Genomic DNA, 22,436 nt, shown 5'->3' on the forward strand with positions numbered 1-22,436 from the left:
TGGTGGGTGCGTGGTCGGTTCGTGGTCGCTGAATCGGGGCCCAGTATAGCGGCGGCGCGGCGCGCCTCTATTTCGCTCTTTCCTGCAGAATCGCCACCATCCTCTGTGCCAGCGGCGACAAATAGGCACCGGCGCGCGCAATCACGCCCACCCGCCGGCGCAGGTCCAGTTCTTCGCTGCTGAGCCGTAACGCACGAAACCCGGCCAGCGGCCGCGCCATCTGCGCCCCCGCAATGCTCAGCATGCGCGTGCCACGCATCAGATAGAACAGCGACGCGCTGCCGAAATCCGATTCGACGCGCAGATTCGGCGGCGGCAGGCCGCGTTGCGCAAAGGCGGCCTCGAGCTGTAGGCGCAGCAGGATATGCGCGCCAGGCAGCAGCCATTCCTGATCGATCAGGTCGGCCAGTCGCAGGCCGCGCTTGCCGTGCAGCGGGTGCGACTCGTCGGCGACCACCGCCAGCGTGTCGTCGAACAGATCATGGACGACAAACTCGTCGGTCCGCTGGCGCGGCACTGGGGCGATGGCCAGATCCAGTTCACCCGCCAGCAGCGGATCCATCAGGTCGCGCGCCATCCGGCGGCTCAGCCGCAGCCGTGCCACGGGCCGCTCCTGCATCAGTTGGCGGCACGAGTCCAGCACGATCGGATTCGGAATCGACGGCGAATAACCAAGCCGCAGCACGCCCTGCTCGCCGGTACGGATGCCGCGCATCTCGGCCAGCGCATCCTCGTATTCGAGCCGGATGCGCCGGGCGCGATCGATAAAGGCAGCGCCGGCCTGGGTCGGCCGCATTCCCAGCGCGGTGCGCTCGAACAGCGGCAGGCCGATCTGGCCCTCCACCCGCTGCACCGCCTTGGTCAGTGCCGGCTGGCTCATGCCGAGCGCCTCGGCGGCCCGGCCGATGCCGCCATGGGCGGCCACCTCCAGCACGTACTCCAGATCGCGTGTCTCCATGCCGCTTCCCTCGCATTCCCGTCGGTTATGGCTTTATTTCCAATGCAGCATTGTAGTGATGTCCCGCGTCTTCCAAACTGCCGCCAAAGCAGATCAAGGAGACATCGATGACCTTCGCCTATTTCCTGCGGCGTGCCGCGCGCTATTGGGGCGACCGCCCCGCGGTGCTGTATCGCGACCGCGCGCTCAGCTATCGCCAGCTGGACGAGCGCTCGACCCGGCTGGCCAATGCGCTGCTGGGACTGGGCCTGATCAAGGGCGACCGCGTCGCGGTGCAGTCGCGCAATTGCACCGAGCTGGTCGAGATCGAATGCGCGCTGTTCAAGGCAGGGCTGGTCAAGGCGGCGCTCAATCCGCGCTTTACCGCCGCCGAGGCGACCCAGGTGGTAGAGAACTGCGGGCCGCGCGTGATGATCGCGGGCCGGGGCTACACCGGCTACAACCCGCAGACGGCCGGCTTCGGCTCGGTCGAGACCTTTATCGCGATCGGCGAGCCCGCGCCGGGCTATCTGGACTACGAGGATGTGGTCAGCCGCGGCGGCACCGAGGCGCCCGACTACGCGCCGCAGGCGTCCGACCTCGCCGTGCTGCACTTCTCGTCCGGTTCGACCGGCAAGATCAAGGCCGCGATGCAGAGCTACGGCAATCGCATCGCGTCGCTGCGCAAGATCGTGCTGGGCATGGACCGCCCTGCCCGTTCCGGCGACCGGCTGGCCTTGATCGGCCCGGTCACGCACGCATCGGGCATGCTGATGCAGCCCTATCTGTATTGCGGCGCGACGCTGGTGCTGTTCGACAAGTTCGAGCCGGCGCATTTCCTCGCCGAGATCGCGCGCCTGCGCATCACCCATGTGTTCATGGTGCCGGCGATGATCAATATGGTGCTGGCCGAGCCGTCGCTGGCCACTGCCGACCTGTCCAGCCTGAAGACGCTGGCCTATGGCGCCGCGCCGATGGCCCCCGCCCGCATTCGCGAGGCGTGGGAGCGCATCGGCCCGATCCTGTCGCAGGGCTATGGCGCCAGTGAATCGACCTCCGGCGTCACGCGCCTGTCCACCGCCGATCATGCCGATGCGCTGGCCAACCGCCCCGAGCGCCTGGCCTCGTGCGGCCGCGCGATGGGCGAGACCGAGGTGCGCGTGGTCAACGAGCGCGGCGAGGAAGTCAGCGGCGACGAGATCGGCGAACTGGTGATCCGCGGCGAGGACGTGTTCCAGGGCTACTGGGGCGAGCCCGAGCTGACCCGCGAGGTGCTGATCGACGGCTGGCTGCATACCGGCGACCTGGCCCGCGTCGACGAGGAAGGCTTCATCTACCTGGTCGACCGCAAGAAGGACATGATTATTTCCGGCGGCTTCAACGTCTACCCGACCGAGGTCGAAGCGACGCTGTACCAGCATCCCGACGTGATGGAAGCCTGCGTGATCAGCGTGCCCGATGCGACCTGGGGCGAGAGCGTCAAGGCCGTGGTCACGCTGTGGCCGGGGCGCGAACTAAGCGCGGCCGACCTGATCGCGCATTGCCGCGCGCGCATCGCCGATTACAAGACGCCGCGCTCGATCGACTTCGTCAGCGAGCTGCCAAAGAACGCCAGCGGCAAGCTCGCCCGCAAGCTGGTGCGGGAGCGCTATTGGCAGGGTCAGGAACGGCGCGTGAACTGACGCTTGAACTGACACCTGAGTTGAAACCCGAGCCGACACGCGACCCACCGCCTACGACACCAAGGAACGACACCATGTTCGAATACCTGACCAATCCCGTGCTGGTCGAGACGCGGGCCGCCATCCGGCGCTTCATCGACGAGGAACTGCGCCCGATGGAGCGCGAGCTCGGCCTGGGGTCGGAAGACCCGTGGCCGAAGGAGGTGCTGCGCCGCGTATGGCGCCGCTCCAGCGAGCTGGGTCTGTACGCCGCCTGCCTGCCGGTCGAACTGGGCGGCAAGGGCCTGAATATCGCCGAGCAGTGCGCGCTGAAGGCCGACATCGCCGCCAGCGGCTGCTCGCTGGCGCCCCATGTGCTGGGCGACCTCGGCGGTCCGCCGCGCGTCGGCAATATGCTCAAGTACGCCACGCCGGAGCAGATCGAGCGCTATTTCGGCCCGGTGATCCGCGGCGAGCGCTCGACCTGCTTCGCGATGACCGAGCCGCATTCGGGGTCGGACGCGATGAGCATCTCGACGACCGCGGTCGCCGACGGTGACGAGCTGGTCATCAACGGCCACAAGCACTACATCAGCGGCGCGCCGTTCGCCGATTTCGCGATCGTGCTGTGCGTGACGGACGCCACCACCACGCCGCCTTCGATCAGCGCGGTGCTGGTCGACCTCGACCTGCCGGGCGTCACCGTCGATACCGAATACACGCCGATGTCGGGCCAGCATATCGACGCCGATATCCGCATGGTCGATGTGCGGGTGCCGCGCAGCAATATCCTCGGCGGCGAAGGCAATGGCTTCAAGCTCAGCATGTCCCGCATCAACGTCAACCGGCTGCTGCATTGCCCGAGCATGCTGGGTCTGGCCACCAGCGTGTATCGCGCTTCGGTCGAGTACGCGGGCAAGCGCCGGCAGTTCGGCGGCCCGATCGCGCGGTTCCAGGCGATCCAGCATATGCTCGCCGATATGGCGGCGGCGCTGTGGGCATGCGAAGCGATGATCGCGCAGACCGCCGCGCTCGCCGACAGCGGCGCCGATCTGCGGATGAAGGCGGCGGCCTGCAAGCTGTTCGTGTCCGAACGCTGCTTCGAGATCGCCGACAAGGCGGTGCAGATCCACGGCAATGTGGGCGTCACGCGCGGCCACCCGGTCGAGCAGACGTTCCGCAAGCTGCGCATGTTCCGCATCTTCACGGGCACCAGCGAGATCCAGCGCAATACCATTGCGCGGGCGATTCTGGAGCCGCTGATGGAGCAGGCGGGGAAAGGGCGTGCGGCCGAGAAGGCTCGATAGGTAGCGCAGGGTTTGTTGGGTGGCGGTTGCCATCCCACCACGAGCCCCAACCAGGCAACGATCGACGCAGCCCCAGACTGCGCCATCAGTACAGGAGACAGCAAATGCATCGCAGAACATGGCTGGCCGCCGCGGGCGCCGCGGCACTGGGCGGCATCCTGCCGCGCGCGTATGCGGCCAACGATTATCCGAACCGGCCGATCCGGCTGATCGTGCCTTTCCTCGCCGGCACCTCGCCAGACAACATGGCGCGTGCGCTGTCGGCCGAGCTGGCACCGAAGCTCGGCCAGCCGCTGGTGGTGGAGAACATGCCCGGCGCGGGCGGCATCATCGGCGGCCGCGCGCTCAAGCGCGCCGCGGCGGACGGCTACACGCTCGGCGTGCTGGCCAACACGCACGTGATCAACATCCATATGTACAAGCAGATGCCGTACGACCCGGCGCGCGACTTCACCTGCATCGCGCCGCTGTCGGGCGGCCCGACCGCGCTGGTGGTGCCGTCCAATTCGCCGTACCGCACTGCCGCCGAACTGATCGCCGCGATGAAGCGCGCCCCGGGCAAGCTGAACTACGGCTCCGGCGGCAAGGGCAGCATCGCCCATCTGGCCGTCGAATCGATGCTGCACCAGACCGGCACCGAAGCGGTCCACGTGCCGTACAAGGGCGCGCCCGAGATCCTGACGGCGATGCTGACCGGGCAGACGCAGTTCGGCATGCCGGTGCTCAGCACCGCGACCTCGTACCTGCGCAACGGCCAGGTCCGCGCCCTCGCGGTGACCACGGCCGAGCGCTCGCGCTACTTCCCCGATGTGCCGACGCTGGCCGAGGCGCTGCCGCCCGGCTTCGTGCTCGACAACTGGAGCGGCCTGTTCGCGCCGGCCAACCTGCCGCCGGCGCTGACCCAGCGCCTGTTCACCGCGATCAACGAGGTCCAGGCCAGCGGCAAGCTCGACGCGCTGCTCGAGGCCAGCGCGGGCGAGCTGCGCCGCAGCGCGTCGCCCGCGCAGTTCCGCGAGATGGTCTCCGCCGAGACCAAGCGCTATGCGTCGCTGATGCGCGATATCGGCATGACGGCCGATATCGGCTGAGCGGGCGCCGGCCATGAGATCGAGCAAGCCGTCCACCAAGCCCGACTGGTCCTGCCTCAAGGACGTCCGGATCATCGATCTGAGCCAGCTGCTGCCGGGCCCGCACGCGACGCTGCAGTTGCAGCAGCTGGGCGCCGAGGTGATCAAGGTCGAGCGCCCCAGCGTCGGCGACACCTCGCGCACGTTGAGCGCCTCGGTGTTCGCGCAGTTCAATCGCGGCAAGCGTTCGGTCGCGCTCGACCTGCAGCATGCCGACGGACGCGCGGCCTTCCTCGAGCTCGTGCGCGATGCGGATGCGGTCGTCGAGGGCTTTCGTCCCGGCGTGATGCGGCGGCTCGGCCTGGACTACGCCGAACTGGCCAAGGTCAATCCGGCCATCGTGCTGTGCTCGATCTCGGGTTTCGGCCAGACCGGTCCCTATGCCGACCATGCCGGACACGACCTGAACTATCTGGCGCTGGCCGGCTACTGGGCCGCCCCGGTACAGGTGCGCGACAAGGTCGCGCGGCCGCGCGTGCGGGTGTCGGACTACGCCGCGTCCAGCTACGCGGCGCTGGCGCTGACCGTCGCCATTCTCAGCGCGCGCCAGCACGGGCGCGGCCAGCATCTCGATGTCTCGATCCACGATGCGATGCTGTCGTGGACCGCCCACGGCGCCTGGGCCGCGCGCCAGCATGCCGACACCCCGCTGCGCTCGCCGACGGTGATGCCGGAGAACGACCTGTTCGAGACGCGCGACGGCCGCCATCTGGCGCTCGGCATTCTGGAGAACAAGTTCTGGCTGAACCTGTGCGACGCCTTGGGCGACAAATTCCCCTCGCTGAAGGACCCGCGCTTCGCCGAGCGGGCCGGTCGCCAGCGCCACAAGGTCGAGGTCAACGCGCTGCTGGCGCAGATCTTCGTCAGCCGCACGCTGGCGCAATGGCTCGACCTGCTGGCCGGCGTCGATCTGCCGATCTCGGCGGTGCTCAATGCCGAAGAACTGCTGCAAGACCCGCACGTGCAGGCGCGCGGCACGGTGCGCCCGGTGTCGGATCCGGATCAGGATCGCATCGCGGTCCGCTTCCCGGTGCGCTTCTCTCTCGGCCTGCCCGATGGCGATGATCACGTGCCGGCGTTGGGCGAGCATCGCCCCAGCTGGACCGACTGAACGACGACAAGAACAAGGCCGGCGCCGCGTTTGCGCGGCGGCCGGCCTTGTGAACCTCCGAAGCCCCGGTCAGGGCAATACGCAAGCTCAGTACGTCTCCAGATGCAGCCGCCCTTCGCGCTTCAGCGAAGCGGCCACCGCCTCCCAGTCCAGACCGGCCTGCTCGGAAATATCGCGCAGCGCCAGCACCACGCCCTCCTCCATGCTCTTCAGCCCGCAGACATAGAAGTAGCTGTCGGGATCGGCCAGCAGCGCCGCCAGGTCGGCGGCGCGTTCGCGCATCAGGTCCTGCACATAGCGCTTGGGCTGGCCCGGCGTGCGCGAGAACGCCAGATTGATATCGATGAAGTCCTTCGGCAGGTTCTGCAACGGACCGAAGTACGGCAATTCCTCCTGCGTGCGCGCGCCGAAGAACAGCATCAGCTTGCCACCGTCGAACTTGCCCGACTTGCGCAGCCGGCGGCGCCATTCGGTCATCGCCCGCATCGGCGCGCTGCCGGTGCCGGTGCAGATCATCACGATGTTCGAGCGTGGATGGTTCGGCATCAGGAAGCTGTTGCCGAACGGGCCGATCACGTCGACCGTATCGCCGACCTGCAGGTCGCACAGATAGTTCGAGGCCACGCCGCGCACCGGATTGCCCTGATGGTCCTCGAGCACGCGCTTGATCGTCAGCGACAGGTTGTTGTAGCCCGGCCGCTCGCCATTGCGCGGGCTTGCCACCGAGTACTGCCGCGCATGATGCGGGCGGCCCTGCTCGTCGACGCCCGGCGGGACGATGCCGATCGACTGGCCCTCCAGCACCGGGAACGGCATCGCGCCGAAGTCCAGTACCAGGTGATGGGTGTCGTAGTCGCGCCCGACCTCGGTCACGCGCACATTGCCGACCACGGTGGCCGTGACCGACTTGATCGCCGACTTCGGTCCGTACAGATTGGTGTAGCAATGCGCGGCCGACCATGGCGGCAGCGTGGCGCCGTATTGCGCGCTGTTGAACGGCGCGATCTGAGCGAGGGCCGGATCGACCGGCTCCTCCACCGCCTCCAGCGCCTGCGCCTCGGCGATCGCCTCGGCGCCCACGCCGCTGGCGGCCAGCTGCTCGCTGCTCAGTTCGTCGGGAAGCGTGTCCCAGCCAAGCTGCTCGTCCAGCGAATAGGGCCGCGAGCGCGGCACCATGCGCCAGTTGTCGATCGAGCCGGTCGGGCACGGCGACACGCAGGCCATGCACAGATTGCACTTGCCGGCGTCGACCACGTAGTTGCGCGAATCGTGCGTGATCGCGCCGACCGGGCAGGTCATCTCGCAGGTATTGCAGCGAATGCAGATCTCGGGGTCGATCAGATGCTGCTTGATGATATGCATGTCTGCCATATCCATGGCCGTCTCCAGATGCTGCCGCGGCTCGGCGCTGCGTTCGGTCACGCGCGGTCGCTGTCGTTGTTGCTGGCGCTGTTGCGCCGATATTGCCGTTGCTCTCGCCGTCGCTCAGTTGAACCGCACGTATTCGAAATCCACCGGCTGGCGGTTGACGCCCATTGCCGGCGGCGCGATCCAGTTGGCGAACTTGCCAGGTTCCACCACGCGGCCCATCAGGCTGGCGACGAAGGCGCGGTCGTCTTCTGTCGGCAGCCACTGGCCGACATTGGCCTGCCATTCGGCGTCCGAAATCACGCGGCCGTCCGGCGACACCTTGACGCCGGCCAGCGCGCCGATATTGCGGTGGAAGGCCTTGTGCGGAACCTTGAGCCGGAACGGAATGCCTGCCTTGTCGATCACGCGGTTCCAGCGCTCGACACCGGCCACGCTGTCCTTGATGTAGTCGTCGCGCAGCACCTCGTTCAGCGCGTTCAGCATCGGCACTTCCTTCTCGACCAGCTGACCGCCCGAGGCCTGCAGCACGCGATAGGTGCTGTCCTTGAGCAGATGGTCGTCGTTGCGCTTGCCTTCCTCGAAACGGCCCTTCAGACCGGTACTGTAGAACGTCGCGGCATTGCTGGACTCGTCGGCGCCGAACAGGTCGATGGTCACGCTGTAGTGGAAGTTCAGGTAGCGCTGGATCGTCGGCAGGTCGATCACGCCGGCGGCGCGCAGCTTGGCCGGATCGTCGGTCTTCAGCTCGTTCATCACCTGGCAGGTGCGCTGGATCACGCGCGACACGCCCGATTCGCCGACGAACATGTGGTGCGCTTCCTCGGTCAGCATGAACCTGGTGGTGCGGGCCAGCGGATCGAACGCGCTCTCGGCCAGCGCGCACAGCTGGAACTTGCCGTCGCGGTCGGTGAAGTAGGTGAACATGAAGAACGACAGCCAGTCCGGCGTGCGCTCGTTGAACGCCTGCAGGATCCGTGGGTTGTCCTGCTCGCCGCTGCGGCGCTCGAGCAGCGCCTCGCCTTCCTCGCGGCCGTCGCGGCCGAAGTACTTGTGCAGCAGATAGACCATCGCCCACAGGTGGCGGCCTTCCTCGACATTGACCTGGAACAGGTTGCGCAGGTCGTACATGCTCGGCGCGGTCAGGCCCAGATGGCGCTGCTGCTCGACCGAGGCCGGCTCGGTATCGCCCTGCGTCACGATGATCCGCCGCAGGTTGGCGCGGTATTCGCCCGGCACGTCCTGCCAGGCGTCCTCACCCTTGTGATCGCCGAAATGAATCTTGCGGCCCTGCTCCGCCGGGTTCAGGAAGATGCCCCAGCGATAGTCCGGCATCTTGACGTAGCCGAACTGCGCCCAGCCCTGCGGGTCCACGCTGATCGCGGTGCGCAGGTAGACGTCGAAGTTCTGCGAGCCGTCCGGGCCCATGTCGTTCCACCAGCTCAGGTAGTTCGGCTGCCACTGCTCCAGCGCGCGCTGCAGCGTGCGGTCCTCGCTGAGGTTGACGTTGTTGGGGATCTTGTCGCTGTAGTTGATACCGGACATCGTTGGTCTCCCGGTGATATGTCGCTGTGTCGCTGTGTGGTTGTGTCGTTCGTCGCCGGCCCGCGGTCAGACGCGGTTCCAGTCGAATGCCGCCTTGTCGCCCTTGCCGTAGACCTTCAGCGCGCCCTTGTCGCCGACGGCATTGGGCCGTTGGAAGATCCAGTTCTGCCAGGCGGTCAGCCGCCCGAAGATGCGCGTGAACATGGTCTCCTGGCCGTTGAAGCGCAGGTTCGCCTCCATGCCGGTCAGCGCGTCGGGCGACATCGCCACGCGTTCCTCGATCGCGATGCGCAGCTCGTCGGCCCAGTCGATATCGTCCGGGTTCGCGGTCGCCAGGCCCAGCGCGAAGGCCGCGTCCGCATCGAGCGGCTGGCCGGCCTTGGCGCGCACCGCTTCCAGCGCCGGCGCTTCGTCGTAGAAGCGGCGGCCCAGACGGCTCTGGCCGGTGGCCATCGGATAGAGGCCGAAGTTGGTTTCGCCGACGGTAATCTTTGGCGCGCGCGCCTCATCGTCAGGCAGCGCCAGGTGGTAGATGCGATCGCAGGCCAGCGCCAGTTCCAGCAGCGAGCCGGCGAAGCAGGTGCCTTCGTCGACCAGCGCGAACAGGCTGCGCGATGACACATCGAGCCGGCTGAACGTGCGGCGCAGCAGCCCGATGGTCTCGCGCACCAGCCAGTGGTCGCGGTGCGCCAGCAGCGTGGCGTCCATCCGCAGCACCGCGTCGGCATCGCCGGCGGTCTTAATCAGCCAGGTACCGATTTCCAGCTCGTTGGTGCGCATCGACAGGATCGCGTCCTCAAGCTCGCGCGCCAGCTGCAGCGGATACCAGGCCGCGCCGGCCTCGGCGATCGCGGCCGGCGTCTCCGGCTGCGGGCCGCGCGGCGCGTGGATCGTGAACGTCGCGGTGCGGGCGGCGCGGTCGATCTGCACGTCGACGTAGCCGTAGCGCAGCGCGTCGGCTTCGACGGTGCGCTCCAGCGGCGTCAGCGCGATGCCCTGCGCGTCGGCGGGGCGATCGCTCTGCGCGGCCAGCGCCAGCGCGCGCTCCTGCACCTTCTGCGCGAACACCGCGGGCTTGGCGATGTCGTCGACCAGGCGCCAGTCCTTGGCGCGCTGGCCGCGCACGCCTTCGGTCGTGGTGCAGAAGATATCGGCCAGGTCGTGGCGCACATGGCGCTTGTCGGTGACGCGGGTCAGGCCCCCCGTGCCGGGCAGCACGCCGAGCAGCGGCACTTCGGGCAGGCTGACGGCCGACGAGCGGTCGTCGACCAGCAGGATCTCGTCGCAGGCCAGCGCCAGCTCGTAGCCGCCGCCGGCGCAGGCGCCGTTGACCGCGGCGAGGAATTTCAGGCCGCTGTGCTTCGACGAATCCTCGATGCCGTTGCGCGTCTCGTTGGTGAACTTGCAGAAGTTGACCTTCCACGCGTGGCTGCTGACGCCGAGCATGAAGATATTGGCGCCGGAGCAGAACACCTTCTCCTTGCCGCTGGTGACCACCACGCTGCGCACTTCGGGATGTTCGAAGCGGATACGGTTCAGCGCGTCATTCAGCTCGATGTCGACGCCGAGGTCATAGCTGTTCAGCTTGAGCTTGTAGCCGGGACGCAGGCCGGCGTTCTCGTCGATGTCGAGCACCAGCGTGGCGACGGGTCCGTCGAACCGCAGCTTCAGGTGCTTGTATTGGGAAGGGTCGGTCTGGTAGTCGACGCGGGGGACCTGGGTCACGGCATTGTCTCCTGTTCTCTGTGCTGACATCGCTGTCTGTTCAGCCTGCGCGCCTCGTGCGGCAAAGCACGATAGTGCATGGATTGGAATCCGATGTCACGCATCATAGTGCATCGCGTCCGGCGACGTCAAGAATTATTGTGCATACACCTGGATCGCGGCCACGCTGCGCTTTACTTCATATGCGGTGCCCGGAACCAGTGGCGGGTACGTCATGACGATGCCCGTCTGTCCTCGTTCATCGGGGAGCCCGCCAGCGCATCCGCCGATACTCCTGCAATATAGTTCTTGACAGGCTCGGCGTCGACCTCTATGGTTTGCCCATGCACAATAATGCATTAAAAGCAGACGTGCAAACCGGTTAGGTTTTCCCCGACGTGACGGAGTGCTTGCCGATGTCCCCCACCCTCCCGCCGGCCGCCCAGGCCTTCCGCCAGCAATTGGCCGAACTGACTGCTCGCCTGGCCGGCCGTCCGCTCGACGCCGAGCTCGATGCCTGGCTCAACGCCGAATACGGCCCCGATACCGAGCCCTACCGCGCGCTGAAGGCCGCCTGCGAAACCGGCGTCGCCGAAGGCTGGCTATGCGATCGCGAAGGCGGCGGTATCCGCTATGGCCGCATCTTCAAACCCGCCGACGACCTGCACGGCTTTTCGGTCGACGTGGTCGACATGAACGATATCGCCGGGCCGCACCACACTCATCCCAATGGCGAGATCGACCTGATCATGCCGATCGAGGGCGAGGCCCGCTTCGACGGGCGGCCCGCCGGCTGGCTGGTGTGCCCGCCCGGCAGCGCGCATCGCCCCACGGTGTCGAACGGGCGCGCGCTGGTCCTTTATCTGCTGCCCGAAGGGCGCATCGAGTTCACCCGACAGGAGGCAGCATGAGCGAGTCGCTACCAAGCTATCTGGCCGGCCGCTGGCAGCATGGCAACGGCAAGGGCGCGGCGTTGTTCGATCCCGTGCTCGGCGATGAACTGGCGCGCGTCGATGCCACCGGGCTCGATCTGGCCGAGGGCTTCGCCTTTGCACGCGAGCAAGGCGGCGCCGCGCTGCGGGCGCTGACGTATCGCGAGCGCGCGCAACTGCTGGGCGCGATCGTGCAGGTGCTGCAGCAACACCGCGACGCCTATTACGAGATCGCGACGGCCAACAGCGGCACGGTCAAGCGCGATTCCGCGGTCGATATCGACGGCGCGATCTTCACGCTCGGCAGCTATGCGAAGCTGGGCGAGACGCTCGGCGACCGGCGCTATCTGCTCGACGGGGAAGCGGCGCGCCTGGGCAAGGACCCGTTGTTCCAGTCGCAACACGTGCTGGTGCCCACGCGCGGCGTCGCGCTGTGCATCAACGCCTTCAACTTCCCTTCGTGGGGCCTGTGGGAGAAGGCCGCGCCGGCGCTGCTGTCCGGCGTGCCGGTGATCGTCAAGCCGGCCACGTCCACCGCCTGGCTGACGCACCGGATGGTCCACGATGTGGTCGAGGCCGGCATCCTGCCGCCGGGCGTGCTGTCGATCGTCTGCGGAAGTGCCGACGGGCTGCTCGACGCGCTGGAGCCCTTCGACGTGGTGTCATTTACCGGCTCGGCGCAGACCGCCGCGCAGATCCGCTCGCATCCGGCGATCGCGCAGCGCTCGGTGCGCGTCAATATCGAGGCCGACAGCGTCAACTCGGCGCTGCTGCTGCCGCGCGAGGCCGGCGGCGACGACGCGCTGCCGCTGCTGGCGGCCGAAGTCGTGCGCGAGATGACGGTCAAGTCCGGGCAGAAATGTACGGCGATCCGCCGCGTGCTGGTGCCCGAGTCGCTGTACGACGCCGCCGCGGAAGCCATCGCGGCCAGGCTGCGCGAGATCACCGTCGGCAATCCGCGCAACACCGACGTCCGCATGGGGGCGCTGGTCAGCCGCGCGCAGCTGGCCACGGTACGCGAGGGCCTGGCGCAATTGCAGGCCCAGACGCAGACCCTGCACGATGGCGCGAACCAGCCGTTGATCGACGCCGACCCGGCCATCGCCTGCTGCATCGGCCCCACGCTGCTGGGCACGCGCGATCCCGACGGCAATGCGCTGGTGCATCAGGTCGAAGTATTCGGCCCGGTCGCCACGCTGATGCCCTATCGAGAACGGCAAGGCGACGATGGCATCGACGCCGGCCATGCCTTCGAGCTGGCACGCCGCGGCGAAGGCTCGCTGGTGGCGTCGCTCTATGGCGGCGACCCCGCGGCACTGGCCGCCGCGTCGCTGCAACTGGCCGACAGTCATGGCCGCGTCCACGTGATCTCGCCCGATGTCGCGCAACTGCAGACCGGCCACGGCAACGTCATGCCGCAATCGCTGCATGGCGGCCCGGGCCGCGCCGGTGGCGGCGAGGAACTCGGTGGGCTGCGCGCATTGAACTTCTACCATCGCCGCAGCGCCGTGCAGGCCAGCACGGCGGTGCTGGATCGGCTGTAAGGAGGCACGCAGTACCAGTACCAGTACCAGTACCAGTACCAGTACCAGTACCAGTACCAGTATTTGCCGTATCGCAAGCATTCGTAGAACAGATGGGGAGACAACGCATGGCAGCCGCGACGACGACTACCGCGACCACGATCACGACAGGCGCACCGGGCTCCGACCCGCCGCCGGTGGTGGCGCCCACCACGCCCTTCAACTTCGCCCAGTACCTGCTGGACGCCAACAAGCATCGCGGCGACAAGACCGCCTATATCGACGACCACGGCCGGCTGCGCTACGACGAACTAGCCGAGCGCGTGCGCCGCTTCGCGACCGCGCTGCAGACCCTCGGGGTACGCCGTGAGGAACGCGTGCTGCTGCTGATGCACGATTGCAGCGACTGGCCGGTCTGCTTCCTCGGCGCGATCTATGCCGGCATCGTGCCGGTCGCGGTCAACACGCTGCTGACGCCGGATGACTACGCCTACATGCTGCGGCACAGCCGCGCCCGCGCCGCGCTGGTGTCGGCGGCGCTGCTGCCGGTGCTGGAACAGGCGATGGCGAAGGCGACGGCGGAAGGCGGCCATGAGCTCGACCACGTGATCGTGTCGCACGCCGAGGGTGCCCTGCCCGCCGGCACGGGCTCGCTCGATGCGCTGATTGCCGGGCACGCGCCGCAGCCCTCGGCGGCGGCCACCGGCCCCGATGACCCCGGCTTCTGGCTGTATTCCTCCGGCTCGACGGGCCGCCCCAAGGGCGTGCTGCACAGCCAGGCCAATCCGTACTGGACCGCCGAGCTCTATGCCAAACCCATTCTCGGCCTGACCGAGCACGACATCTGCTTCTCGGCGGCCAAGCTGTATTTCGCCTATGGCCTGGGCAATGGCCTGACCTTCCCGCTGAGCGTCGGTGCCACCGTGGTGCTGATGGCCGAGCGCCCCACGCCCGAGGCGATCTTCCGGCGCTGGCTCGACCACCGCGCCACGGTGTTCTTCGGCGCGCCGACCGGCTATGCCGGCATGCTGGCCTCCCCCGCGCTGCCCGCGCGTGAACAGGTGGCGCTGCGGCTGTGCTCGTCGGCCGGCGAGGCGCTGCCTGCCGAACTGGGTCAACGCTTCACCGCGCATTTCGGCTGCGAGATCATCGATGGCATCGGCTCGACCGAGATGCTGCATATCTATCTGTCGAATCGCCCGGGCCAGGTGCGCTACGGCACCACCGGCTGGCCGGTACCCGGCTACACCGTCGAACTGCGCGACGAGGAAGGCCGGCCCGTGCCCGATGGCGAGGTCGGCGACCTCTATATCCAGGGGCCGAGCGCGGCGCTGATGTACTGGGGCAACCGCGACAAGTCGCGCGAGACCTTCCAGGGCTGCTGGACCAAGAGCGGCGACAAGTACGTGCGCAACGCCGATGGCACCTACTGCTATGCGGGCCGCAGCGACGACATGCTGAAAGTCAGCGGCATCTATGTATCGCCGTTCGAGGTCGAGGCCACGCTGATGCAGCATCCGGCGGTGCTGGAGGCCGCGGTGATCGGCGTCAACGACTCGCAGGGGCTGACGCGCACCAAGGCTTTCGTCGTGCTCAAGCCCGGCACGCAGTGCGGCGATGACGAACTGAAGGCCTTCGTCAAGGAACGGCTGGCGCCCTACAAGTACCCGAGGCTGATCGAGTTCGTCGACAGCCTGCCGAAGACCGCAACCGGCAAGATCCAGCGCTTCCGGCTGCGCGAGCGGGAACAAGAGCAAGGACAAGGGCAAGATCGGCGGCAAGGCCAGTGCGGCGCCGATGCGGTCGGATCGAACGTGCTGATTTCTTCCGATGGGCAACTGGCCCTGGCGGGGCTGCAATGAGCGCGCCGGTCGAATTCGCCGACATCGACTGGGCCGGCCGCCCGGTGCGGATCGAATACCAGCGGCTGGGCGAGCGGAACGCCGGCGCTCCGCTGCTGATCTTCCTGCACGAGGGCCTGGGCTCGGTGGCGATGTGGCGCGATTTCCCGCAGCGCGTCTGCGAGGCGCTGGGCTGCCGCGGCCTCGTCTATTCGCGGCCGGGCTATGGACGTTCGACGCCGCGTGCCGCCGACGAGGTGTGGCACCCGGACTTCATGCACCGCCAGGCGCACGAGGTATTGCCTGCCCTGCTGACGGCGCTCGGCATCGATGCCGAGGCCGAGCCGTCCTGGCTGCTCGGGCACAGCGATGGCGGCTCGATCGCGCTGCTGTACGCGGCGCGCTTTCCGTCGCGCGTGGCCGGGACCATCGTGCTGGCGCCGCATATCCTGGTCGAGGACTTGTCGGTCACCAGCATCGAGAAGGCGCGCGAGGCCTACCTGAACACCGATCTGCGCCAGCGGCTGGCGCGCTATCACGACGACCCGGACTCGGCCTTCTGGGGATGGAATGGCATCTGGCTGCATCCGCCGTTCCGCCACTGGTCGATCGAGGCCGAGATCGCCAGCATTGCCTGCCCGCTGCTGGCGGTGCAGGGGCTCGACGACGAGTACGGCACGCTCGAGCAGATCCGCGGCATCGCGCGCCGCGTACCGCAGACGCGCCTGCTCGAGCTGCCTGACTGCGGCCATTCGCCCCATCGCGACCAGCCGGACGCGCTGATCGCGGCGATCACCGATTTCGTCGGCGAGACGGTGCAGTAGTCGCTGCCGCAGGACATCATCACGATGACAAGCGAGCCGTCCGAGCTCGGCAAAGGAGACAACCATGCGTCAAATCGACGTCCACCAGCTGGCCGACGAGGCCCGCTTCAACCGCTTTCATGGGCTCGTGCTGTTCTGGTGCGCGCTGATCATCATCTTCGACGGCTATGACCTGGCCGTGGCCGGCATCGCGCTGCCGTCGATCATGCAATCGATGGGCGTCGATGCGACCCAGGCCGGCTTCATGGTCAGCTCCGCGCTGTTCGGCATGATGTTCGGCGCGATCTTCCTCGGCACCATCGCCGATCGGATCGGCCGGCGATGGGCCATCGCGATCTGCATCGTGCTGTTCTCGGTGTTTACCGCCGCCGCCGGCTTTACCAGCGATCCGGTGACGTTCAGCGTCACGCGCTTCCTGGCCGGCCTTGGCATCGGCGGCGTGATGCCCAACGTCGTCGCGCAGATGACCGAGTACTCGCCGCGCAAGATCCGCGGCACCATGGTCACGCTGATGTTCAGCGGGTATTCGGTCGGCGGCATGCTGGCCGCGGTGGTCGGCAAGGGCCTGATCGAGAGCTACGGCTGGCAATCGGTGTTTATCGCCGCCGGGCTGCCGGTGCTGCTGATCCCGATGGTGATGAAATCGCTGCCGGAATCGATGCCCTTCCTGATCCGCGCCGGACGCCTGGACGAGGTCAAGCAGGTGCTGAGCCGCCTCGAACCGGCGTATCGGCCGCAAGCCGACGACCGCTTCGCGTTGCCCGAGCTGAAGGCCGGCGAGGCGCCGATCGGCAAGCTGTTCCAGGATGGCCGCGGCTTCAGCACCGTGATGTTCTGGGTCGCGTTCTTCATGTGCCTGTTCATGGTCTACGCGCTGAGCTCGTGGCTGGCCAAGCTGATGGCCAGCGCCGGCTACAGCCTGGGCTCGGCGCTGACCTTCGTGCTGGTGCTCAATTTCGGCGCGATGATCGGCGCGGTCGGCGGCGGCTGGCTGGCGGACCGCTTCAATATCAAGCACGTGCTGGTCGGCATGTATGTGCTCGCGGCGGTGTCGATCACGCTGCTCGGCTATCCCGTGCCGACGCCGCTGCTGTTCGTGCTGGTCGGCCTGGCCGGCGCCTCGACGATCGGGACGCAGATCGTGACCTACGCCTATGCCGGGCAGTTCTATCCGATGGCCGCACGCGGCACCGGCATCGGCTGGGCCTCGGGCGTCGGCCGCAGCGGCGCGATCCTCGCGCCGATCGTGATCGGCATGCTGGTCGGCATGGCGCTGCCGCTGCAGCAGAACTTCGTCGCCATCGCGATTCCCGCCGTGATCGCCGCGCTCGCGGTGTCGATGATCGACCACCGGCGTTCGGCCTCGGCCAGCCACCAGACGACGCTGGGCACGCCGGCGCCAGCGGTGCAGAAGTAGCGCCGCCGGGGCGCCGCCCACTGAAACAGAACATCCCCAGGGGGATTTCACCCCTGGGGATTTTTTTAGGTTCTTCGCAGAATTCCGTGAAGGGTTCCGGTTTTTCGTATGCTTGATGCCTGTTATTTCAGGGGTCAGGAGCGGGAATGCTGGATCGGAAGACGTTGCAGGCGCTGGGTTGCTGGACCGGATACCGTCTTGAGCGGGTAGTCTGGCCCGAAGGCGACAGTCGGACGCTATCGCTTTATCTGAAGCCGACCAGCAAGGTCATGCACTGCCAGGAATGCGGCGCGCGCTGCAAGCAGGTACACGAGACCACCGTTCGGCGGGTACGAGACCTGCCGATTTTCGACTATCGCGTCGTTCTACACGTGCCGCGCCGGCGTGTCTGGTGTGATCAATGTGGCGGCCCGCGGCTGGAGCGGCTGGATTGGCTCGGGCGCTATCAGCGCGTGACAGCGCGCCTGGCCGAGGCTTGTGGTCGACTGTTGCGCGACTGCTCGGTGCGCGCTGTCGCCGCGTTCTATGAGCTTGGGTGGCACACGATCAAGTCCATCGACAAGGCGCGCTTGCGCGAGGCGGTGACGGAGCCGGACTGGGCCAACATCCGCTATCTGGCGATGGACGAATTTGCGCTGCATAAGGGCCACCGCTACGCCACGGTCGTCGTGGACCCGATCGGCCGGCAGGTGCTGTGGATTGGCAAGGGCCGTTCACGCGAGACGGCGCGCGCCTTCTTCGAGCAACTGCCAGCGGGCGCGGCAGAGCGGATTGAAGCGGTTGCCATCGACATGACGACGGCATATGAACTCGAGATCCGCGAGCATTGCCCGCAGGCCGAAGTCGTCTATGACTTGTTCCATATCGTGGCCAAATATGGACGCGAGGTCATTGATCGGGTTCGGGTCGATCAAGCCAATCGGCTACGCCACGACAGGCAGGCGCGACGCGTTCTGAAGTCGACGCGTTGGCTCCTGCTGCGCAATCGGGCCAATCTGAGCGAGGGTCAGGCCATTCATCTGAACGAGGTGTTGGCTGCGAACCGACCGTTGATGACGGTCTACATCCTGCGCGACGAACTCAAGCGGCTGTGGTTCTACCGCCGCCCGGGATGGGCGCAGCGGGCATGGCACAACTGGTTTGAGCAAGCGCAGCAAAGCGGTATTGGTCCGTTACAGCAGTTCGCCCATCGCTTGAGCGGCTACTGGCACGGCATTGTGGCCCGGTGCCGGCACCCGCTGAACACCAGCGTCGTCGAAGGCATCAATAACACCATCAAGGTCATCAAGCGGCGCGCTTACGGCTATCGCGATGAGGAGTACTTCTTCCTCAAAATCCGCGCTGCCTTCCCCGGTATTCCTCGATGAACCTTTTTTTATGGGGCGGCTTTGTCGATCGTGCAAGCGGCGACTACTCTGGAGTTTTGTCGCGAAAAACGGCGGCCGACATGGCGCCGTTTCGCATTTTGAAACGCCTGAAAAGGAGCCTGGGACATGACCACGCCCGTCACCGCGCCTGTCACTCTTATTCCGCACCTGTGGTACGACCGCGAGGCCGTGGAAGCGGCGCGCTTCTATGTATCGGTATTTCCGGATTCGGCCGTCGATTTCGTCACGCAGATCCACAATACGCCCTCCGGAGACTGCGATATCGTGCGGTTCACGCTGTGCGGCCAGCCATTCATGGCGATCTCCGCGGGGCCGATGTTCCGCTTCAATCCGTCGATTTCCTTCTTTGTCTACTTCGATCCGGGCCGCGACCCGCAGGCCCGCGAGCGCCTCGACGCCATGTGGGACAAGCTGACCGACGGCGGCCAGGCACTGATGCCGCTTGACGCCTACCCGTTCAGCGAACGCTTCGGCTGGGTCCAGGACCGCTATGGCCTGTCCTGGCAGCTGATGCTGACCGATCCCTCCGGCGAATCCCGTCCGCCGATCGTGCCGGCGCTGATGTTTTCCGGCGAAGCCTGCGGCAAGGCCGAGGCGGCATGCGAATTCTGGCGCGAGATCTTCCCCGGCTCGCAGGCGGGGCAGCTGGCCCGCTACGGTCCCGGCATGGAGCCCAATCCAGCGGAAACGGTGATGTTCTCGGATTTCCGGCTCGGCAATACCTGGATGGCGGCGATGGACAGCGGCTTTCCGCATGGCTTCAGCTTCAACGAGGCCATCTCGTTCATGGTGCACTGCGAGGACCAGGCGACCATCGACCGCTACTGGTCCAAGCTGTCCGCGGTACCGGAAGCCGAGGCGTGCGGCTGGTGCAAGGATCCGTTCGGCGTCTCCTGGCAGATCGTGCCGGCCGAGATGGAAACGCTGATGCGTTCCGGCGACCAGGCTGCCATCGATCGGCTGGTGCAGACGATGCTGCCGATGAAGAAGCTCGATGTCGCGGCGCTGCGCTCGGCCTTCGAGGGAAGCAGCGGCGGCAGGGCTTGAGACCATGGGACGCGAATCGCCGAGGCCAGAATTCCCGCGTCCTTAAAGATATAACAATAAGTCATTTGGATCACCGATCGTGCTGGCGTAGCATTCGCCGCGCCGCCGCCCCTCCGGCGCGGTACATGCTCCCATCACGATTCCCATGTCCGTCGAACTCACCCTCTCCCCCGCCGAAGCGCAACAGGCGTCCGCCAGCGCGGCCCCACCGAACAAAGCCGTCATCCGCTCCGCCGCCGATGTCTCGCAACTGGTCAACCAGGGCGGCGCCCAGGCCAGCAACGCCCGCATGGTGGTCGCGATCGCGCTGGGCGGCGTGTTTCTCGACGCCTACGACCTCGGCGCGCTGGCCTTCGGCCTGAAGGACGTCACCCGCGAATTCAACCTGACCCCGGCCGGCACCGGCATGGTCGCGTCCGCGATCACCTTCGGCGCGATCGTCGGCGCCTTCCTCGGTGGCTATTTCACCGACCGCATCGGCCGCTATCGCGTCTTCATGGCCGACATGCTGTTCTTCGTGGTCGCGGCGATCGCCTGTGCGCTGGCCCCCAATGAATACGTGCTGGCCGGCGCCCGCTTCGTGATGGGCCTGGGCGTCGGCATCGACCTGCCGGTGGCGATGGCGTTCCTCGCCGAGTTCTCCAAGCTGCAGGGCCGCGGCAACAAGGCCGCGCGGGTGGCGATGTGGTGCCCGACCTGGTACGCGGCGATCTGCGTGTCCTATCTGCTGGTGCTGCTGTGCTACGCGGTCCTGCCCGAGTCGCACAGCGGGCTGCTCTGGCGCATCATCCTCGGCTTCGGCGCGGTACCGGCGCTGGTGATCATCGCGGTGCGCAGCAAGTACATGAGCGAATCGCCGGTGTGGGCCGCCAACCAGGGCGATCTGGAGGGCGCGGCGCGGATCCTGAAGCGGTCCTATGGCATCGACGCGGTGGTCGCGCCCGATGCAGTGGCCAAACCGGCCAAGCGCGCGGCGTCCTGGGGCAACTACGCGGTGCTGCTGCAGGGCGTCTACCGCAGCCGCACGGTGCTGGCGACGATCATGTCGATCGCCTCGTCGTTCGCCTATAACGCGGTCGCGTTCGGCCTGCCGGTGATCATCGCCAGCTTCCTCGCGCAGACGATGCTGAACACCATCCTGATCTCGCTGGCGCTGAACCTACTGTTCGCCTTCGTCGGCGGGCTGATCGGCGTGCGGCTGGTGCCGCGGGTCGGCGCATGGAAGCTGACCGTGGTCGGCTACGCGTTCCAGCTGGCCGCGCTGGTCGGCCTGGCGCTGGTCGGCAAGCCCGACGGCGTGACCGAAGTGGTGGCGGCGATCGCGCTGCTGGCCGTGTTCCTGCTGGGCCAGGGCTTCGGTCCGGGCGCGCATACGATGACCTATGCGTCGCTGAGCTACCCGACCTCGCTGCGCGGCGTCGGCGTCGGCTTCAACCAGACGCTGATGCGCGCCAGCTCCACGCTGTCGCTGTTCCTGTTCCCGGTGCTGGCCGCGGCACTGAGCACCAAGGTGTTCTGGGTCATCGCGCTCGCACCGCTGGCCGGCCTGCTGGCGCTGCTGGCGATCCGCTGGGAGCCGGCGAACTACGATGTGGATGCCGAGGATTTCTGATCGGACCTAGGGGGCCGGCCACGCCGGACCACCCTGTCGATTGCTTCAGGAGGGAGAACGCGTACTGCGTTCTCCCTTTTTGCTTTGGGGGCCGCCTTGACTTATCGTTCTCGATAAAGGATATTTAATTTATCTTCATTCCTGAATCGAGAACGGCTCGATACGCCGCGCCGCATCCGATGGAACTGGCCGAACTGGAAATCTTCCGCGCCGTGGCGCAGGAGCAAAGCGTCACGCGCGCCGCGCGCGCGCTCGATCGCGTGCAGTCCAACGTCACCACCCGCATCAAGCAGCTGGAGGACAGCCTCGGCGTCACGCTGTTCCAGCGCGACAGCAAGCGCATGACGCTGACCGCCGAAGGGCAAAAGCTGCTTGGCTATGCGGAGCGGCTGCTGGCGCTGGCCGAGGAAGCGCGGCAGGCGATGCGGCACGACGTTCCCACCGGCAAGCTGCGGCTGGGCAGCATGGAAAGCGCCGCGGCCGCCCGCCTGCCCAAGCCGCTAGCCCGCTATCACGCCGCGTATCCGCTGGTCGACGTCGAGATCCGCACCGGCACCGCCGAGGCGCTGGCCGATGCGGTGGCGTCGCACCAGCTCGACTGCGCGATCGTCGCGCACCCGGGCATCGGTTCGCCGCGCCAGCTGTCGATGGAAGACATGGCGCCGGGGCTCGAGGGCACGTTCCTGTTCACCGAAGAACTGGTGCTGGTGCTGCCCGCCAGCCATCCACGCGTGCGCCGGCCGCAGGACGTCACGCTGCGCACGCTGGCCGGCTTCTCGCGCGGCTGCACCTATCGCCGCTGCGCCGAAGAATGGCTGGCCCAGGCCGACGAGGCGCTGCGCCGCAACCTGACGGTGCGCGAGATGCCCTCCTACCACGCGATCCTGGCCTGCGTCAGCGCCGGCTCGGCCTTCGCCATCCTGCCGAAGTCCCTGCTGGCCCTGCATCCGGACCGCGACGACTTTCACACCGTGCCGGTGCGATCCGCGCATACCTTCCTGGTCAAGCGCGCCGGCTTCACCACCGCCGCCTACGAGGCATTGCTGCACGAGCTGCGCCAAGGCTGAGCGGCCCGATCCCCGAAGGAGCATC

Annotated in this window: 17 protein-coding genes; 13 read left to right on the forward strand and 4 right to left on the reverse strand. The window is 67.1% G+C overall.

Annotated features, from left to right (window positions below):
- Positions 1–67 precede the first annotated feature (67 nt).
- Positions 68–958, reverse strand: a complete 891-nt coding sequence (locus FOB47_RS07915) for a LysR family transcriptional regulator (RefSeq protein ID WP_174780517.1) — start codon at positions 956–958, stop codon at positions 68–70.
- A gap of 107 nt (positions 959–1,065) precedes the next feature.
- Here FOB47_RS07915 and FOB47_RS07920 point away from each other — a divergent pair, with 107 nt between their 5' ends.
- The 4 genes from FOB47_RS07920 to FOB47_RS07935 all read left to right on the forward strand — a co-directional run bounded on the left by FOB47_RS07920 (position 1,066) and on the right by FOB47_RS07935 (position 6,143).
- Entirely contained in the window at positions 1,066–2,619 is a 1,554-nt protein-coding gene (locus FOB47_RS07920) for an AMP-binding protein (RefSeq protein WP_174780518.1), read from the forward strand.
- A gap of 74 nt (positions 2,620–2,693) precedes the next feature.
- On the forward strand, positions 2,694–3,905 hold the full coding sequence (locus tag FOB47_RS07925; protein ID WP_174780519.1) for an acyl-CoA dehydrogenase family protein: 1,212 nt from the start codon (positions 2,694–2,696) through the stop codon (positions 3,903–3,905).
- A 104-nt stretch (positions 3,906–4,009) separates the two neighbouring features.
- Entirely contained in the window at positions 4,010–4,993 is a 984-nt protein-coding gene (locus tag FOB47_RS07930; RefSeq protein WP_174780520.1) for a tripartite tricarboxylate transporter substrate binding protein, read from the forward strand.
- A gap of 13 nt (positions 4,994–5,006) precedes the next feature.
- Positions 5,007–6,143 (forward strand): CaiB/BaiF CoA transferase family protein, encoded by a 1,137-nt coding sequence (locus tag FOB47_RS07935; RefSeq protein WP_174780521.1) that lies wholly within the window; start codon positions 5,007–5,009, stop codon positions 6,141–6,143.
- 87 nt (positions 6,144–6,230) lie between these two features.
- Here FOB47_RS07935 and boxA read toward each other — a convergent pair whose 3' ends face one another.
- The 3 genes from boxA to boxC form a co-directional block, all read right to left on the reverse strand.
- On the reverse strand, positions 6,231–7,520 hold the full coding sequence (boxA, locus tag FOB47_RS07940; RefSeq protein ID WP_174780522.1) for a benzoyl-CoA 2,3-epoxidase subunit BoxA: 1,290 nt from the start codon (positions 7,518–7,520) through the stop codon (positions 6,231–6,233).
- Between the two features lie 108 nt (positions 7,521–7,628).
- Positions 7,629–9,056: a benzoyl-CoA 2,3-epoxidase subunit BoxB gene (gene boxB / locus FOB47_RS07945; RefSeq protein ID WP_053823595.1), complete on the reverse strand. Its 1,428-nt coding sequence runs from the start codon at positions 9,054–9,056 to the stop codon at positions 7,629–7,631.
- 66 nt (positions 9,057–9,122) lie between these two features.
- A complete protein-coding gene (gene boxC / locus FOB47_RS07950; protein WP_174780523.1) occupies positions 9,123–10,781 on the reverse strand; it encodes a 2,3-epoxybenzoyl-CoA dihydrolase in 1,659 nt (552 codons plus the stop codon).
- A gap of 395 nt (positions 10,782–11,176) precedes the next feature.
- Between boxC and FOB47_RS07955 the strand changes: the two genes are divergently transcribed.
- The 9 genes from FOB47_RS07955 (at position 11,177) to FOB47_RS07995 (ending at position 22,411) form a co-directional block, all read left to right on the forward strand.
- On the forward strand, positions 11,177–11,671 hold the full coding sequence (locus FOB47_RS07955; RefSeq protein WP_174780524.1) for a DUF4863 family protein: 495 nt from the start codon (positions 11,177–11,179) through the stop codon (positions 11,669–11,671).
- Positions 11,668–13,236 (forward strand): 3,4-dehydroadipyl-CoA semialdehyde dehydrogenase, encoded by a 1,569-nt coding sequence (locus FOB47_RS07960; RefSeq protein ID WP_174780525.1) that lies wholly within the window; start codon positions 11,668–11,670, stop codon positions 13,234–13,236. Before FOB47_RS07955 ends, FOB47_RS07960 begins: the two co-directional genes overlap by 4 nt.
- 107 nt (positions 13,237–13,343) lie before the next feature.
- Positions 13,344–15,077 carry a benzoate-CoA ligase family protein gene (locus FOB47_RS07965; protein WP_244959199.1) on the forward strand — a complete coding sequence of 578 codons (1,734 nt, stop codon included), beginning with the start codon at positions 13,344–13,346 and terminating at the stop codon, positions 15,075–15,077.
- Positions 15,074–15,880: an alpha/beta fold hydrolase gene (locus FOB47_RS07970; protein ID WP_174780526.1), complete on the forward strand. Its 807-nt coding sequence runs from the start codon at positions 15,074–15,076 to the stop codon at positions 15,878–15,880. Before FOB47_RS07965 ends, FOB47_RS07970 begins: the two co-directional genes overlap by 4 nt.
- 64 nt (positions 15,881–15,944) lie before the next feature.
- Positions 15,945–17,297: an MFS transporter gene (locus FOB47_RS07975; protein ID WP_174780527.1), complete on the forward strand. Its 1,353-nt coding sequence runs from the start codon at positions 15,945–15,947 to the stop codon at positions 17,295–17,297.
- Positions 17,298–17,443: 146 nt separating this feature from the next.
- Positions 17,444–18,664, forward strand: a complete 1,221-nt coding sequence (locus FOB47_RS07980) for an ISL3 family transposase (RefSeq protein ID WP_174779953.1) — start codon at positions 17,444–17,446, stop codon at positions 18,662–18,664.
- A gap of 126 nt (positions 18,665–18,790) precedes the next feature.
- The gene (locus FOB47_RS07985) at positions 18,791–19,732 is read left to right on the forward strand and encodes a VOC family protein (RefSeq protein WP_174780528.1); all 942 of its coding nucleotides are present in this window, start codon (positions 18,791–18,793) and stop codon (positions 19,730–19,732) included.
- A 145-nt stretch (positions 19,733–19,877) separates the two neighbouring features.
- Positions 19,878–21,344 carry an MFS transporter gene (locus tag FOB47_RS07990; protein ID WP_174780529.1) on the forward strand — a complete coding sequence of 489 codons (1,467 nt, stop codon included), beginning with the start codon at positions 19,878–19,880 and terminating at the stop codon, positions 21,342–21,344.
- A 179-nt stretch (positions 21,345–21,523) separates the two neighbouring features.
- Complete coding sequence (locus FOB47_RS07995) at positions 21,524–22,411, forward strand: LysR substrate-binding domain-containing protein (RefSeq protein WP_174780530.1); 888 nt, start codon at positions 21,524–21,526, stop codon at positions 22,409–22,411.
- Positions 22,412–22,436: the final 25 nt, after the last annotated feature.

Origin of the sequence: Cupriavidus gilardii (assembly GCF_013347325.1) — a bacterium.
Taxonomy (GTDB): Bacteria; Pseudomonadota; Gammaproteobacteria; order Burkholderiales; family Burkholderiaceae; genus Cupriavidus; species Cupriavidus gilardii.